The organism is uncultured Psychroserpens sp. (assembly GCF_947492715.1).
Taxonomy (GTDB): domain Bacteria; phylum Bacteroidota; class Bacteroidia; order Flavobacteriales; family Flavobacteriaceae; genus Psychroserpens.
In genome coordinates this window covers 259384-275159 of record NZ_CANLNS010000001.1, presented here as the reverse complement: position 1 = coordinate 275159, position 15776 = coordinate 259384, and the positions used below count along the sequence as shown (strand labels likewise).

The 15776-nt window shown below is 34.1% G+C and carries 15 protein-coding genes; 8 read left to right on the top strand and 7 right to left on the bottom strand.

Annotated elements, in window-relative coordinates; genetic code table 11:
• Positions 1 to 6 precede the first annotated feature (6 nt).
• Positions 7 to 2487, bottom strand: coding sequence for a BamA/TamA family outer membrane protein (locus tag Q0787_RS01230; RefSeq protein WP_298900374.1), 2481 nt, complete (start codon positions 2485 to 2487; stop codon positions 7 to 9).
• Positions 2488 to 2684: 197 nt separating this feature from the next.
• Here Q0787_RS01230 and Q0787_RS01225 point away from each other — a divergent pair, with 197 nt between their 5' ends.
• Complete coding sequence (locus tag Q0787_RS01225; protein ID WP_298900373.1) at positions 2685 to 3410, top strand: RNA methyltransferase; 726 nt, start codon at positions 2685 to 2687, stop codon at positions 3408 to 3410.
• Here the strand turns inward: Q0787_RS01225 and Q0787_RS01220 are convergent.
• The gene (locus tag Q0787_RS01220; protein ID WP_298900372.1) at positions 3397 to 4110 is read right to left on the bottom strand and encodes a porin family protein; all 714 of its coding nucleotides are present in this window, start codon (positions 4108 to 4110) and stop codon (positions 3397 to 3399) included. The two genes, Q0787_RS01225 and Q0787_RS01220, sit on opposite strands and share 14 nt — an antisense overlap.
• A gap of 33 nt (positions 4111 to 4143) precedes the next feature.
• Positions 4144 to 4875 (bottom strand): bifunctional demethylmenaquinone methyltransferase/2-methoxy-6-polyprenyl-1,4-benzoquinol methylase UbiE, encoded by a 732-nt coding sequence (ubiE, locus tag Q0787_RS01215; RefSeq protein WP_298900371.1) that lies wholly within the window; start codon positions 4873 to 4875, stop codon positions 4144 to 4146.
• Positions 4876 to 4998: 123 nt separating this feature from the next.
• On the opposite strand from ubiE, the gene trkA reads away from it, so the two are divergent.
• The 5 genes from trkA (at position 4999) to Q0787_RS01190 (ending at position 8973) form a co-directional block, all read left to right on the top strand.
• Positions 4999 to 6345, top strand: a complete 1347-nt coding sequence (trkA, locus tag Q0787_RS01210) for a Trk system potassium transporter TrkA (protein ID WP_298900370.1) — start codon at positions 4999 to 5001, stop codon at positions 6343 to 6345.
• A gap of 6 nt (positions 6346 to 6351) precedes the next feature.
• Positions 6352 to 7845 (top strand): TrkH family potassium uptake protein, encoded by a 1494-nt coding sequence (locus Q0787_RS01205; protein WP_298900369.1) that lies wholly within the window; start codon positions 6352 to 6354, stop codon positions 7843 to 7845.
• A gap of 161 nt (positions 7846 to 8006) precedes the next feature.
• The gene (locus Q0787_RS01200) at positions 8007 to 8261 is read left to right on the top strand and encodes a hypothetical protein (RefSeq protein WP_298900368.1); all 255 of its coding nucleotides are present in this window, start codon (positions 8007 to 8009) and stop codon (positions 8259 to 8261) included.
• 169 nt (positions 8262 to 8430) lie between these two features.
• Positions 8431 to 8691, top strand: a complete 261-nt coding sequence (locus Q0787_RS01195; protein ID WP_298900367.1) for a hypothetical protein — start codon at positions 8431 to 8433, stop codon at positions 8689 to 8691.
• 12 nt (positions 8692 to 8703) lie between these two features.
• Complete coding sequence (locus tag Q0787_RS01190) at positions 8704 to 8973, top strand: hypothetical protein (RefSeq protein ID WP_298900366.1); 270 nt, start codon at positions 8704 to 8706, stop codon at positions 8971 to 8973.
• Here the strand turns inward: Q0787_RS01190 and Q0787_RS01185 are convergent.
• Together Q0787_RS01185 and Q0787_RS01180 are read right to left on the bottom strand one after the other, a co-directional pair.
• Complete coding sequence (locus tag Q0787_RS01185) at positions 8970 to 10154, bottom strand: pyridoxal phosphate-dependent aminotransferase (protein ID WP_298900365.1); 1185 nt, start codon at positions 10152 to 10154, stop codon at positions 8970 to 8972. The two genes, Q0787_RS01190 and Q0787_RS01185, sit on opposite strands and share 4 nt — an antisense overlap.
• A 15-nt stretch (positions 10155 to 10169) precedes the next feature.
• A complete protein-coding gene (locus Q0787_RS01180; protein WP_298900364.1) occupies positions 10170 to 11267 on the bottom strand; it encodes an acyl-CoA desaturase in 1098 nt (365 codons plus the stop codon).
• Between the two features lie 145 nt (positions 11268 to 11412).
• On the opposite strand from Q0787_RS01180, the gene rsmG reads away from it, so the two are divergent.
• Positions 11413 to 12042, top strand: a complete 630-nt coding sequence (rsmG, locus tag Q0787_RS01175) for a 16S rRNA (guanine(527)-N(7))-methyltransferase RsmG (protein ID WP_298900363.1) — start codon at positions 11413 to 11415, stop codon at positions 12040 to 12042.
• 45 nt (positions 12043 to 12087) lie between these two features.
• Here the strand turns inward: rsmG and Q0787_RS01170 are convergent, their stop codons facing one another.
• Both Q0787_RS01170 and Q0787_RS01165 read right to left on the bottom strand, forming a co-directional pair.
• On the bottom strand, positions 12088 to 13764 hold the full coding sequence (locus Q0787_RS01170) for a DUF6029 family protein (RefSeq protein WP_298900361.1): 1677 nt from the start codon (positions 13762 to 13764) through the stop codon (positions 12088 to 12090).
• 25 nt (positions 13765 to 13789) lie between these two features.
• Entirely contained in the window at positions 13790 to 14275 is a 486-nt protein-coding gene (locus Q0787_RS01165; RefSeq protein WP_298900360.1) for a TlpA disulfide reductase family protein, read from the bottom strand.
• A gap of 164 nt (positions 14276 to 14439) precedes the next feature.
• On the opposite strand from Q0787_RS01165, the gene Q0787_RS01160 reads away from it, so the two are divergent.
• Positions 14440 to 15759, top strand: coding sequence for an Omp28-related outer membrane protein (locus tag Q0787_RS01160; protein WP_298900358.1), 1320 nt, complete (start codon positions 14440 to 14442; stop codon positions 15757 to 15759).
• Positions 15760 to 15776: the final 17 nt, after the last annotated feature.

Here is a 15776-nt window from a genome sequence, read left to right as displayed (position 1 = left end):
AAGAGCTTAGAATGGATAGTTAACCCCTATATTATAAACGGCATTACTGAAGTTGTAATCTTTAAACCACCTATTGCCTAATTCCCTAGATGGATCATAGGTTTTAAAACCTATATCACCTCTTAAAACGAAGAATCCAAAATCATAACGAATACCAAATCCAGAACCTACAGCAATATCTTTTAAGGATCCAAAACCATCAAATGTGGCTTTGTCGTCTTCAACGTTGTCAAACACATTCCAAATATTTCCAGCATCAATAAAAACAGCGCCATTAAAACGCCCTAAAAGATTAAAACGTTGCTCAGCACTCAACGTTATTTTCATGTTGGCTTCGTTGAATTCGTTAGTAGACAGAGAGCTTCCTGGGCCAAGGTTGTATGCTGTCCAAGCACGAACATCGTTAGGTCCTCCTGAAAAGAAACTTTCTGCAAATGGGATACTGTTAGAGTTTCCATAAGGTATGGCAATTCCAAAATAGGTACGAATAGCCAATTCATTTTGCCTTCCCAAATTCCAGTGCTTTACATAATCGATTTCAGTTTTTACATACTGAGAAAAAGGCACCCCAAAAACTTCATATCTACCATCTGCATTTCTTGGTAAATTGAAAGTCTTTGATAGATTAGATAATAAATTTCCTGCTAATTCTAAACGGAACCTTACAATAGAGAAATCTTTATCAAACAAATTTTCTCTTCGATTTTTGACGTAATTAAAACTAGAAGAGAAAATAAGGTTGTCTTCGGTTAGTCTATTTTTACGTTGGTTAATGTTATTAATATCTATGTAATCATTATCACCTGGCATAAGAGAAGTGTTGTTGTTTAAAACATCACTTATAAAGGTATCTGCAGGAGAAAAATCGTTTTGCACGTTCGGGTTTTCTAAACTTTCGTCATTTCCAATGTAACCAATATCGCGTGCAATAGAATTTAACCTATCAAACGACGTTGTATAAACCCCAAAATAATTGCCTGTATTAAGATTTTTTACAAACTGAACATTAAACAAATCAAGATTATTAGTCACTTTTCGTGTAGGGTACCAATTATAGTTAACCGTTCCGGTAAACGCTTGTTTGTCTAATCCGATATTTGTTTGACTCGTAGCACTTAGTGATATTCTTGTGCTTGGAGACATGTATTTTGGTATTAACTTTTCGGTATTAAAGGGTAGAAAAAAACGAGGAATGTTAAGTCTCAAATTTCCACCTAACTCATTAATGTCAAAAAACTGATCTTTGGTGTCAGAGGCATCTCTTGAAGATCCGATGGCACCTAACGCCGAAATTTCTAAAGTTTCTGCACCTCTAAAGATGTTTCGTATAAGTAAACCAGTATTAAAGGCAAAACCCACCGTTTGAATATTACTTTGTGAGATTTCAAAACTGGTGGTCAGTTCAAATTTTTTCTTAGGGACTAGATATACATTTGCGGTTAAAGTGGTATCGTTTTCATTTTCTATATATTCAATTCTTGGATATCTGAAGGCCTGTAATTGACTTAAATAGCGGTAAGTTCGTGTTCTGTCTATGTCTTTAAAAACATCACCTTTATTTATAAAAACGGCGTCGGTAATAGCCTTTGGTCTGTATTTCATTTCGTCAAAACTGTATAAGTTGTAACCTTTAAATTTCACAGAATCACTAATCGTAGAATTTCGATTTTCATTTTTAAAATCGGTGAAAATATTAACCTCTTTAACTTTATATACCTTAAAAGGAACACGTCTAATCGAATCTTCTGTTCTAACAGCTCTGTTGGCAATTATTAAATCGGTTGGCATTTTTTTATTGGTGCCAATAGTGTCAATAGCAAACGTAATATAATCTTGTCCAAAATGATAAAAACCAGAGTTTCTCAGTTGTTCGGTTAATCGGTCGCGTTCAGCAGAAAAACTGGCTTCATCGTATTGTTGCCCTTCTTTTATAAGTGAACCTTGCTTTAAGTGTGCCGTGTATAAGGAGTCAATTATTGGTGTCTTTATGTTTTGTGTTATAGAGTCTAAATAATAGGGATCTCCTGTATTGACTTTGTAAGTGACTCTAGCTCTTTGATTGCTATCTTTTTCAGTTTCAAAAGCAGTTTCAACGTTAAACCATCCTTTGCTGAAGTAATATTTTTTTAGAGCGTTCGCTGTTTTTTCGGCTCTGGCCTCATTGTAAATGGCTGGCGCTTCTCCTGTTTTTTTTAACCAATTGTTAAAGTTCTTTTTCGATTTTACAAAGGCTTCATACTGTTTTAATGAGAGTAAATTTTTAAGACCAGTTCTAGGGTTTTCTGGATTCCTATATTTCTGATTGAGTATCGAATCTATATTTGGACGCGCCAAATTGTATATGTGAACTCGTAAAGGAATTCCTAATAATGTACCGTTTGGTTTTTGATAGATAAGATTATTGACGGTTTCTGTCGTATTTTTTTTGTCATTAACTAAAACCGTATTACTCGTCAATAAATGCTCATTCTTTTTAACGCGCTTCATCACGTTACACGATAAAGTAGTGCATATCAAACCGCAGATTAGTATCTTGGAAAAGTGAAATTTCAAAAAAGAAAGTGTTTGCATTTAAGTTCTATCCAAATTTACAGTTTTATTGTGGTCTTATCATAACAAATAATAGACCAAAAAAGTATTACTTTGTATTTTAGTTAAAACATCACAAAAGTAAATACATTTTAATGTTAACAAAGAGCCACATAAAATTAATTGCTAGCTTGAGTCAAAAAAAGTTTAGAATCCAACATCAGCTATTTGTGGTTGAAGGTATAAAAGGTATTGAAGAGTTTTTGAATTCTAGCTTTGAGTTATACCAATTGTTTTCAACAGAAGACATTTTTAATACTGAAACCGTTTTGATTTCAGATAAGGAGCTTCAAAAAATAAGTCGACTTAAAGCACCTAATACAGCTCTTGCAATGTTTAAAATTCCGCAAAATGAAGATATATCTCATACAGGATTGATTTTAGCGCTTGACGATGTTAGAGACCCTGGAAATCTCGGCACAATTATTAGACTTTGCGATTGGTTTGGTATAAAACATTTGATTTGCAGTAAGGCAACTGTTGATTGCTATAACTCTAAGGTTGTACAGGCTACGATGGGTTCATTGACAAGAGTACATTTGACGTACGTTAATCTTGAAGATTATATTAAAGATAGCGATATGAATGTCTTTGGAACGTTTATGGATGGCGATTCCATTTATACTAATAAGATGCCTAATGCAGGGATAATTGTTATGGGTAATGAAGCCAATGGAATTTCAGATGCTATTGAAGCCCTAGTCACCAAGAAATTAAGTATTCCTCGATTTGGAAATTTAAAAGCGACAGAAAGTTTAAATGTAGCAACCGCCACGGCAATTGTTTTAAGTGAATTTAAACGGAATTCTATTGAAATGTAAAATTTAAGAAGATACCTCTTGTTTTCATGGTTCTTATATTGCTTGTCCATGGACTATTAGGGTCTTCGTCTCTAATGAGTTCATCATTTAATGCAAATACACCCCGAATAGAAGGTGTAAACTTAAACCACTGGTTATAGAAATCGATGCCAACACCTAACTCATAAAAAAGAACATTTTTCTTTGTTCTAAATTGACCAGCAGCATTGTCATCTGGATTTTCCTCATTACTTGATAAGTTGAGTGCCATAGATAAACCACCTATAATAAATGGTTTAAAGTTATTCAAACGTTTTGTAGAGACTTTCAGTAGTAGTGGGAAATGAACATAAGTCGATTTTACCTCTCTTAGCAAATCGGCATCAGTAGATTCAAGACCAACGAAGTAACTTGGGTCATATTGTATGCTTCTCGTGGTAATAAATAAGCCTGGTTCAAACCTCAGATCTAAATGATCGTTTATTCTCAGATTAGAAACCAAGCCAACACTAAAACCTAAACTTGTTTCAACTAGAATTTCTTTAAGATCTCTTTCATAATTAAACTGATAATCATAACTGTTAAGTCCAAGATAAAAACCCCAACTAAGGGTTTTTTTATCGAAATTCTCAATATTTTTTATTTTTTCTCTACTAAATAATTGGGCAGAAACACTCTGCGACATTATAAGTAAGGTTAAAACGATAAGTATTTTCTTCATAAATATCACGATAATGACGTGTATAAACCTTGATTAAGCTTTAGAGGCTACATAAATTGTTGCGACACCTAAAGTTTGAGGTTTGTCTTGCACGTTAATAAACCCAATTTTACGTAAAATATTGTTTAAAACCTCACCATATGGAAAAACAGATGCAGATTCACATAAATAAGAATAGGCAGATTGATCTTTCGAGAAGAGTTTTCCGATGGCTGGTAAAATGTATTTGGTATAGAACTTATAGCCTTGTTTAAAAGGGGTTTTAGTAGGTACAGAAGTTTCAAGAATGACAAACGTTCCGTTAGGTTTTAAGACCCTAAAAATTTCTGAAAGACCTTTTTCTAAATTTTCAAAATTTCTAACCCCAAATGCTACAGTAATGGCATCAAAGCTACTGTCTTCAAACGGTAAATTTTCAGAATCACCAATTACCATAGAAATAAGGTCATCTAAATTTTTACTTTTAATTTTTTTTCGCCCTACTTCGAGCATGCCGTCACTTATATCTAATCCAACAATTTCTTTGGCTTTGGTTTTTGCCAGACTAATGGCCAAATCTCCTGTGCCTGTTGCAATGTCTAAAATACGCTCAGGCTTATTTTGAGCTATAATATCAACAACCTTATTACGCCATTTAATATCGATTCCAAAAGAAATAACACGATTTAAACCATCATATTCTTTTGAGATATTATCAAACATTTGAGTGACCTGCTGCTTTTTATTCAAATCACTGTCTTTATATGGAGTCACTTTTGACGACATTCTTTTTTTTTGCAAATATACTTAAAACTAATAGCTTTAAATAATTTGAGCCTTACTTTTAAGAGACTCTCAATCACATAATAATGTAGTATATTTGTATGTTTTTTTGAATATACATAATCAATGAAAATAATTATTGCGGGAGCAGGAGAAGTAGGATTTCATTTGGCCAAATTATTGTCTTATGAATCTCAAGAGATTACTTTAATAGATACAGACAAAAATAGTTTAGCTTATGCCAATGATCACTTAGATATTAGGGTCATTAAGGGTGATGTGACGTCGATAGCCATTTTAAATGAAGCGAGAATTAACACATCTGAGTTATTTATTGCTGTGACATCTTCGGAAACGACAAACATTACTGCATGTGTTCTTGCAAAAGAATTAGGTGCTAAACAAACCATAGCTAGAATCTCTAATTCTGAATTTTTAGATCAAACGGAAGTTGGGTTCACAAAATTTGGAATTGATGAATTGATCTCTCCTGAAACTTTAGCGGCTGCCGAAATTGAATTGCTGCTTAATCAATACGGATTTAATGATTCGTACGAATTTGAAGAAGGTAAATTAACAATGCTAAGTTTACGCTTATCTCGAACAGCTAGTTTTGTTGGAAAAACCGTTAGAGAAGCAGCTCAAGTGTTTCCAGAACTCCATTTTGTACCAATTGCTATTCAGCGTTTTGGAACACAATATACCATTATACCTAGAGGTGATACAGAGTTTAAAGAAGGAGATAAGGTCGTTTTTATGACTTCTAAGGGTGGCGATGAAGAATTATTTCAACTGTCTGGAAAAGTGAGAACAGAGCTTAAGAATATTATGATTTTGGGTGGTAGTAAAATTGGTTACAAAACCGCTAGAGATCTTTGTGAAGGCAGATTTAAAGTAAAACTTATTGAAAGTGATAAAGAGGTTGCTTTTGAATGCGCCGATGATTTGCCTAATGCCCTTGTTATTAATGGAGATGGTAGAAATGTGGAGTTGCTAGAGGAAGAAAATATAAAAGAGATGGACGCTTTTATTTCGGTAACCGGTAATTCAGAAACCAATATAATGTCTTGTTTGGTAGCTAAATCTAAAGGGGTGAAAAAAACCATTGCTTTAGTCGAAAACATGGACTACTATCAGCTGTCTCAATCTATAGGTATTGATACGTTAATCAATAAAAAACTTTTAGCAGCCAATAATATTTTTAGATACATAAGACGAGGTGAGGTGTTGGCAATGACCAAACTTAGCAATATGAATGCAGAGTTACTCGAATTTGAAGTCACTTCAAAATCTAAAATTACTCAAAAGGTTATTAAAGACTTAGATTTTCCGCGCTCAGCTATTATTGGTGGTGTTATTAGGAATGATATAGGAATTATTCCTTTAGGGGATTTTCAAATAGAAGTAGGAGATAAGGTTGTGGTATGTTGTTTGCCAAGATCTATAACAAAAGTAGAACGATTCTTTTTCTAATAATACGTGAGACTTAATTATAAAATAATTTTTCATTTTTTCGGATTGCTATGTTTGTTCAATGGTGGTTTTATACTGCTATCTACACTTATTAGTTTGATCTATAAAGACGGCGTAACCTTAGATTTACTCAGCGCAGGTTCTATTGTGTTATTGCTTGGTGGAGTTGCCATGTATCTTACGAAGGATCACAAAAAGGAACTCAACAAAAGAGATGGTTATATTGTCGTGGCTTTTGGTTGGATTGTTATGGCCTTAACAGGAACTTTACCTTATCTAATTACAGGCTCGATACCAAGTTTTACGAATGCCTTTTTCGAAACCATGTCTGGTTATACGACCACAGGAGCAACGATTTTAAATGATATAGAGTCGATTCCTAAAGGCGTATTGTTTTGGAGAAGTATGACACATTGGATAGGTGGAATGGGGATTATTGTACTTGCCATTGCTATTTTGCCCTTACTTGGAATTGGAGGAATGCAGTTGTTTGCAGCCGAAGCACCTGGACCAAATGCCGATAAGCTTCACCCTCGAATTACAGATACAGCTAAGCGATTATGGCTCATTTATTTTGGTTACACTGCAGCAGAAACTATCTTACTCCAAGTAGCTGGAATGTCATTTTTTGACGCTATCAATCATTCGCTATCTACACTATCTACAGGTGGATTTTCTACAAAAAATGCTAGCGTTGCTCATTGGAATGGGCAACCTGTTATTCAATATATTATTATGGCATTTATGTTCTTGGCAGGAACAAATTTTATACTCAGTTATTTCGCGTTTAAAGGACGTGTTCAAAAGGTGATACGTGATGAAGAGTTTAAACTGTACTTTAAGTTCATTGCGTTGTTTACTATAATCGCGGCATTGATCATTTACTTTAGAGCAGATTTTTCAATTTCCTCAATAGATCATCCAATGACATTTGGGAAGGCCGAAGCATCTTTAAGACATGGACTTTTTCAAGTCTTAGCTATTATTACAACTACAGGTTTTGTGACAGCAGACTATACCTTGTGGACGCCTTTCTTGGTGGTGTTTTTTTTCGGACTAATGTTTTTAGGTGGTTCTGCGGGCAGTACTTCGGGAGGTGTGAAAGTTGTGAGACATATGCTTATGATTAAAAATGGTTTCTTAGAATTTAAACGGGCATTACATCCTAACGCCATTTTGCCTGTTCGCTACAATAAAAAATCTGTTTCTGGAGATATTGTTTTTAATATTCTTGGTTTCTTCATTCTTTACATGCTTTCTTTTATTATTGGGGCATTGGTGTTTTCTATGTTTCAGATAGATTTTGAATCTGCAATAGGTTTATCTGCTTCGAGTTTAGGAAACGTTGGGCCTGCTTTGGGTAATTATGGACCAGTAAATAACTATGCCGAATTGCCAAATTTAGCTAAATGGTGGTCTGCGTTTTTAATGCTCATTGGGCGTTTAGAATTGTTTACAGTTTTGATTTTGTTGACGCCTTTCTTCTGGCGAAACAGATGATTTAATAAAAATTTTTAAAAATATTTTTCATTCTGAAACATTAATATTTATAGGTGTTTCGGGAATTTTGTATTGGTTTTTAAAGGGTTACAGAAGATGGTAGTTGTAACAAATACCTCGAATGTACGTCTTATTGGTATAATCAATTAAATTAATCAATCATGGAATTAGTATTAGCATCTCAAAAATTAGAGCCTTCGCCCAAACGTAGATTAGCAACAGAATTTGTTAGACCTGAAGGTCTGTTAAATTCGAACTACAAGTCTGTAGTAAAATGTAATTTAAACAACACAAAGTCAACTTCTATCTTTGGTATTAAGCAACGTGTAAAAAGCAGACAATATCAAATTACTTCAAGTATCGATACTCTTTTAAAACTGTCTGTTTTTGTAACAGTACTGGCTTTTATCTTATAAGCTGGTCCTAATAGACCTTTTTTAACTGATACTACTGAGATTACCCTCATATTATCTTTTACATTTTTAAATTCATACAATTTTGGTAAATATAGATGCCAAAAGGTTTGATATGCTTTAATGTTACCTGTTGGATTTCTGATACGATTTCAGAATAAATAAAGATATTATGGGAATCTCATCAATGAATGCTTCTATTAATTATAATAGGAAACAATTAAAAAACGGGAAACGTAAGCCATTCACTAAAATGAATGGAGGATCTCGCCATAAGAAAGCGTATAAACCTTATATATTACCAGAGGTACCACCTCATGTATTAAGACGTGTAAGAATTAAAACCAAAAGAGAAAATAGACGCTTACTTATTAAGAAAAGCATCATCGGTTTTATAGTTTTAGTAATTCTATTATATGTTATGTATTTTTAATAAAAAAGAGATATGCCATTAGGAGAGTCTATGATAAGCTCGTTAAAGAGTAATAAAAGTATAAGACTTGATAAATCATCAAGGTTTAAAAAAACGCTTGGTGGTTATGGGAAAAACGCAAAAAGTGAATTTGACTTTCCAGAGGCTAGTCCGGAATTATTACATCAAATAAAACAAAAAGCAAAAAAGGATCACAAAAGACATCAAGTGATTTCTTTAGTGTCTTTTATCATCCTTTTTGGTATTGGAATCTATGTGTTAATTTATTTCAATATTATTTAGCTTACAGCGTCTTTAATTCGCCTTATAGCCTCAATAATTTGCTCTTGAGACGCAGCATAAGAAATTCTAATGCAGCTAGGATTTCCGAAGGCAATACCAGTTACAGTGGCAACGTTAGCATGTTCTAATAAGAATAAAGAAAAATCTGTTGCGTTTTCTATATATTGCCCTTTAAGCGTTTTTCCGAAGAAATGTGATATATCTGGAAATACATAAAAAGCACCTTCAGGTACATTTGTTTTAAAGCCTTCGATGTCATTAAGTAATCCTAAAATAAGTTCACGCCTTAGCTTGAATTCATCAATCATATATTGAACACGGGAAGGTGATTCATTGAGGGCAGTAATTACAGCGCGCTGTGCAATGCAGTTTGCGCCACTAGTGATTTGGCCCTGCATTTTGTTACAAGCTCTGGCAATAGCCTCAGGAGCGCCAATGTAGCCTATTCTCCAACCAGTCATTGCAAACGCTTTTGATACACCATTTACGGTTACTGTTCGATCAAACATATCATCAAACTCAGCCATACTAGAGTGTCCGCCAATAAAGTTAATATGCTCGTAAATTTCATCTGAAACCACAATAATGTTTGGATGGTTTTGTAAAATATCGGCAATAGCTCTTAATTCTTTTTTGCTATATACAGATCCACTTGGATTACAAGGTGAACTATACCAAATCATTTTGGTCTTTGGAGTAATCGCCTCTTCTAATTGCTGAGGTGTTAATTTAAAGTCATTTTCAATGGATGTTTTAACTTCAACAGGAACACCGTCGTTAAGTTTAACAATGTCACTATAACTAACCCAATAAGGGCAAGGTAGTATCACTTCATCACCTTTGTTTAATAGTACAGCCGCAATATTTGCTAAGGCCTGTTTAGCTCCAGTAGACACTACAATTTGTGAAGGTGTATAGCTAAGGTTGTTGTCTCTTTTAAATTTTGTTATAATGGCATCTTTCAGTTCACCATAACCATCAACGGGAGTATATGAATTATAGTTGTCATTTACAGCTTGAATTGCTGCTTCCTTAATAAAATCAGGAGTGTTAAAATCTGGTTCCCCAAGACTTAGTCCAATGATATCTTTTCCTTCTGCTTTTAATTCTCGTGCTTTCGCTGCCATTGCTAGAGTGGCAGACGTTGCCATGTTGAGAACTCTATCTGAAAGTTGTGTCATTTAAAATAGATCGTTTTAGCTCATCGCAGGTTTCATTCCCATTTGCTTTAAGAATTTAAAATGGGCGATAATCGCTTTTCTGGTGGTTTTGTATTCTTTATAAGGTAAATTAAATTCTTTAGCTGTTTCTCTAACAATTTTAGAGATTTTTCCGTAGTGAACATGGCTTATGTGAGGAAAAATATGATGCTCTACTTGATGGTTAAGACCACCAGTATACCAGTTGATTATTTTACTTTTTGCCCCAAAGTTTACCGTTGTTTTTAATTGATGAATAGCCCAAGTGTTTTTCATGGTGCCATTTTCTTCAGGTAACATCATTTCGGCTTCATCCATAACATGAGCTAGCTGAAAAACAACGCTTAAAATTAAGCCTGCCACATAATGCATAATAAAGAAACCAAGTAAAATTTTCCACCATGAAATGTCTAATACAAGCATTGGAATAACAATCCAAATAGATACATAAATGAGTTTAGAGATGACTAATTTACTCCAATTCACTACAGGATTTGGTAATTTACCATAAGACAACTTACGTTTCATATAGCGATACATTTGCTGAAAATCTGTTGTTATGGCCCAATTAATTGTTAGTAAACCATAAAGTAGAACTGAATAGTAGTGTTGAAATTTATGATGTTTGTGCCATTTTGCATGTTTAGAAAAACGTAAAATACGCCCAGCTTCTAGATCCTCATCATGACCATGAATGTTAGTGTAGGTATGATGCAGAACATTGTGCTGAACTTTCCAATTGTATACATTTCCTGCAAGAATGTAAATACTACTTCCCATCAAACGATTAACCCATTCTTTATTAGAGTATGAGCCATGATTACCATCATGCATCACGTTCATTCCAACTCCAGCCATGCCAATACCCATAATTACGGTAAGCAATAATTGAAGCCATCCAGGAATGTCAAGGGTTAAGATTAAAAAATAAGGCAGAAGAAACATGGTAAACATAACCACTGTTTTTAACCAGATTTTCCAATTCCCTGTACGTTTTATATTATTCTCTTTAAAATAATTGTTAACACGTTTATTTAGCGTTCTAAAAAATTTTGCAGAATCTGTTCTAGAAAAAGAAAGTGCTTGCTTTGTCATTGAATTGCTATTTTTCAATTGTAACGTAAAAAATTACATTTTTAATATTTGAAGAGCAAAGATATATAATTAATGCTCCCATTATACCAAATATTTGCTAAAAATATCCACATAAAAATGTCTACTTTTGTGGAAATTTAGATAAATGAATCTTATACAGGACTATTTTCCAGATTTATCAGTAGAACAAATCCATCAATTTGAACAATTAGAAGGGTTGTATAAAGATTGGAATCTCAAAATTAATGTAGTGTCTCGCAAAGATATTGATGAGCTGTACCTAAGGCATGTACTGCATTCTTTGGGTATTGCCAAAGTGGTACAATTTTGTCCTGGCGCTTCTATATTAGATGTTGGAACGGGTGGAGGATTTCCAGGTATACCGTTGGCCATAATGTATCCCGATTGTGAGTTTCATTTGGTGGATAGTATTGCAAAAAAATTGAAAGTTGTTAACGGTGTTGCCGATAGTATTGGGCTAACAAATATAAAAACGACCCATAGTAGAGTGGAAGCTATTGACGAGCAATTCGATTTTATTGTAAGCAGAGCTGTAACGGCGATGCCATCTTTTGTGAAATGGGTAAAAGGAAAAATTGCTAAAACGCAGAAGCATGATATAAAAAATGGAATTTTATATTTAAAAGGAGGTGATTTAACTGAAGAGCTAGAGTCGTATAAAACAACTACAATTTACCCTTTAAGTTCTTATTTTAAAGAAGATTTTTTTGAAACGAAAAAAGTGGTGCATTTACCACTTAAGTATAGAGGATAAAAAAAAGCTCCATTATAATGGAGCTTTTTTTTATTAGTTTTTATATTAGAAAGACGTTGATACACTTAGTGAAAACCCCGTGTTTTCAGGTACGAAACGACAAATACCTCCAACACAAACAAGGCCTCCTCTTTGTCTTCCATAGCTTGCCATAACTCGTGTTGCACCTTTAGTGAAACTTCCGCCAAATGTATAGTAATGGATTTGACGATCTTCGTCAGGATTTCCATAGTTCCATATGTCTGTAGCATACACACTAAGTCTACTATTGAAATTATATTCAATGGTACCACCAGCCCAATCATCTGCTCTTTCTGATGTTTCATCATCTGAGAATAAATGAGAAAGTTCTAATCTTAAGGATTTACTGCCTTCAAATTTACGAGTGACTTCACCAACAATCGCTGTCGCATTGACCTCTCCAATTCTGTCCTCAACAAAACGGGCATTATAAAAAGTATTGACAACCGTAAAAATTGAAGCCCACTTTTGGGACCATTTTTTTCTTGCCTCTAAACTAAATTCTTCGAAGTATTTTTCCCCGAATCCTAAGAAATCTGTGTCTTCGTATGATCTTTCATTGATGTTGAAGTTTCCTTTTAAGCCAGACCACGTTGCATAATTAAAAGCTAATTTTGTTCCGTACTTACCACCAAGGGTAGATCCTTTTTTGATGTTGTAGAAAATATCAACTTGCCCGCCTATTTCACCCGATTTAAAAATAGGGTTAAAACTTAATCTCGGTTGTGACTGATATACATAGATATTGGTTAAACCATAATCATGTTGTTTTGTGAGCGCTGGAATAAAGTTGATGTAATTTTGATTAAATACATTTGCCGATTCATCTCGTTCTGAGAAAAATGCCATATTTTCCATACGTCTAAATGTGGCGTCAATTCCTAAACCAGATTTTGCATATCCAAAATTGAAAAGCAATGCACTACCATCAAAATATCTGTTTTCAATAATATTACCTAATTCAGAATAAACATCTTCCCCTTTTTTTACATATTCAATAGATGAATAAATGTTACCTTCAGAGAAATCTAATCGTGCTGAAAATGAATTCGTCAATGATTCGAAATTAGGGTCACTAATATTTAGATCCTCATCTCTACCTACATAACTTAGGCCAAGATCTAACCCAGTACTTTCAAATTTAAACAATGAGGATAAGCCAATTTCAGCATTAAACCCGTAAATAGAGCCATCTGATACTTCAAAGCCATCACGCTGTCTGCCATACAAAGCCGAAAATTCTAAGGCATTGGTTGGTCTGTATTTCACGTTTGCTCCGCGTATTGAGTTGTTTATTCCTAATTGTCTGTCTTCCCATGACCGAAGGATAAGTCCGCTTCCAAATTGTTCATAAAAATGCCCAAGCGTCGCTTCAAATTTTGAAGACTTGTAACCTACTGCAAAAGTTCCAACATCTGTCCCTTTATATTTTGGATAAAAATTTAGAATAGCATTGGGTTCGTAAGATTCAACCTGAATATGAGCAAACCAATTCTTGTAATCATAGTTTAATCTTAAGTAGTTATTGGATCTGAAGGGATCGTCTTCTTCAAAATCTCCAGTTTTAGAGTCGTCGATATAATACTGAGAGTTAGATTCTATACCTCCGCTAAGAGTTCCATAATCTTTTTTGCCTTCGTCTTGTGAAAACACAAATAAGGGTGTGCATAGCAATAGTGCTATTAATGTGTAGCGATTCATTTAGTTGTAGTTGTTGGTTTGTGATTTATTTAGAAAATTCTTTGATTTTTTCGTAAAGTTCATCTTCACTTCCAGGTGTGTAACCCGAATGTCTGTATAAGATTTTATTGTTTTTAACTAATAAAGTTAGGGGGATTGTTGGAGCGTTCAATTTTCGTTTTAAATCACTGTTGGTGTCTAGTAAAATGTCAAATTCCCAACCTTTACCACTTACTAATGGTTTTACGCGCTTTACTGTTCTTGAGTCGTCTACTGAAACGGCATATAATTTAACGTTTGTTTCATCGACCCAGTCATCATAAACTTCGCTAATAGCGTCCAATTCATTTTTGCAAGGAACACACCAAGTGGCCCACAAAGAGATAACTACGAGCTGGTCATCACTGGAAATATCTTCTAAGTTAATGTTAGAGCCTTTGAGTGTTTCAAGTTGCATTTTTGGTAAAACATCTTGGGCAAAAGCGGTTGTGGAAATTGTAAGCGTAAGTAGTAGTGAAATTAAAGTTTTCATCGTTAGAAATTTAGGTTTTTTTTGGGCAAAGTTAATTTATTTTAAAAAACACAGTCAATTATGTTGATTTTTTTGCAAACTATGTGCCAATTTGGCAAAAAAATATGAAATATATTTTTATATTCGCAAATCTTAAAATTTTAACATTTAACAACTTAACTATTATGAAAATTAAAAATTACACTAAGGTTTTTCTTTTCGTCGTGGCGGCTGCGCTATTCTCATGCAGTTCATCAGAAGACGGAGGGAATGGCGATGGTAATGGAAACGGAAATGGAGGACCTAACTCCATAACAGTCAATGCGAGCTCATTTTTTGTTGATTTAGGTGAATCTGTAACCTTTACCGTAGCTACAAACGAAGGTGATGATGTCACTTCACAATCTACTTTTTATGTAAATGGGGATCCTATTTCTGGTACTACTTACACGGCGACATCAACAGGATCGTTTTCTATTACTGCCAAGTATGAAGATTTAACAAGTTCTGCAATTACAGTTCAATTTTTAGCTGTTGTTGAATCCATTTCAATGACTGTAAATAATACTGCACTTAATTTAGGTGATAGAATAGAATATACAGTAATGGCAACAGATACTCAAGGTAATGAGTTTAACGTGACCAATGTTGCAAACATCTATATTAACGACCAACAGTCTGTAACAGGAGGTGTTTATATACCTGATGCAACAGGAGATTATAATGCCTATGCTGCTTATGAAACATTTACGACCGAAACAATTTCTGTAACAGTAGCTGATAATGCAGTGACACCTGCAAGTTATAACAGAAGAGCTTTAGTTGAAGATTACACAGGTGACTGGTGTGGATATTGTACTAGAGTATCAGTGGCTATTGAAATGGTTCAAGAGGCGAGTGATGATGTTGTGGTTGTAGCTACACATTTATTTAATGGAGATCCTTATCAAAATCAATATGGTGTTGAAATGTCGAATCATTTAGGAATCACAGGTTTACCTACCGCTTATGTAAATAGACAAGAAGAATGGAATTTTCCAGAAACTAATAATGTAGATCAAGTAACCGATAAGGCGGAAGGAACGATTGGAAGCGGATTAGCAATTAACTCTACGATTAAAGCTAATAACCTTTCATTTATGGTTAGCGTTGGATTTAGTGAAAATCTTAACGGATCTAAATTGGTAGTATTTTTATTAGAGAATGGTTTAGTGCTAAGTCAAGCAAACTATTATCCAGAATATTATGGTGGTCAAAACCCAGTGCCTAATTTTGTTCATAATCACGTTTTACGTCACTCGTTTACAAATGTGTTAGGTGATGCTATTCCAGCAGGTCAGGCAGTTGCAAACAATACTTACAGAGTTAAGTATGATTACACTGTGCCTTCAGGAAACATTGGTAACCCTGCAAACTTAGAAATTGTAGCGATGTTAGTAAACTCTAGCAATGCAATAATCAATGTAAATAAGGCAAGTGCTAATTCGCATGCTGCATTTGATTAATGTTAAACATAGCTTAT

What these genes read in the sequence shown, in the direction of transcription:
- Q0787_RS01230 (WP_298900374.1), bottom strand. Translation starts at nt 2,487, where the DNA reads ATGAAGCGCGTTAAAAAGAATGAGCATTTATTGACGAGTAATACGGTT.
- Q0787_RS01225 (WP_298900373.1), top strand. Translation starts at nt 2,685, where the DNA reads ATGTTAACAAAGAGCCACATAAAATTAATTGCTAGCTTGAGTCAAAAA.
- Q0787_RS01220 (WP_298900372.1), bottom strand. Translation starts at nt 4,110, where the DNA reads ATGAAGAAAATACTTATCGTTTTAACCTTACTTATAATGTCGCAGAGT.
- ubiE (WP_298900371.1), bottom strand. Translation starts at nt 4,875, where the DNA reads ATGTCGTCAAAAGTGACTCCATATAAAGACAGTGATTTGAATAAAAAG.
- trkA (WP_298900370.1), top strand. Translation starts at nt 4,999, where the DNA reads ATGAAAATAATTATTGCGGGAGCAGGAGAAGTAGGATTTCATTTGGCC.
- Q0787_RS01200 (WP_298900368.1), top strand. Translation starts at nt 8,007, where the DNA reads ATGGAATTAGTATTAGCATCTCAAAAATTAGAGCCTTCGCCCAAACGT.
- Q0787_RS01195 (WP_298900367.1), top strand. Translation starts at nt 8,431, where the DNA reads ATGGGAATCTCATCAATGAATGCTTCTATTAATTATAATAGGAAACAA.
- Q0787_RS01190 (WP_298900366.1), top strand. Translation starts at nt 8,704, where the DNA reads ATGCCATTAGGAGAGTCTATGATAAGCTCGTTAAAGAGTAATAAAAGT.
- Q0787_RS01185 (WP_298900365.1), bottom strand. Translation starts at nt 10,154, where the DNA reads ATGACACAACTTTCAGATAGAGTTCTCAACATGGCAACGTCTGCCACT.
- Q0787_RS01180 (WP_298900364.1), bottom strand. Translation starts at nt 11,267, where the DNA reads ATGACAAAGCAAGCACTTTCTTTTTCTAGAACAGATTCTGCAAAATTT.
- rsmG (WP_298900363.1), top strand. Translation starts at nt 11,413, where the DNA reads ATGAATCTTATACAGGACTATTTTCCAGATTTATCAGTAGAACAAATC.
- Q0787_RS01170 (WP_298900361.1), bottom strand. Translation starts at nt 13,764, where the DNA reads ATGAATCGCTACACATTAATAGCACTATTGCTATGCACACCCTTATTT.
- Q0787_RS01165 (WP_298900360.1), bottom strand. Translation starts at nt 14,275, where the DNA reads ATGAAAACTTTAATTTCACTACTACTTACGCTTACAATTTCCACAACC.
- Q0787_RS01160 (WP_298900358.1), top strand. Translation starts at nt 14,440, where the DNA reads ATGAAAATTAAAAATTACACTAAGGTTTTTCTTTTCGTCGTGGCGGCT.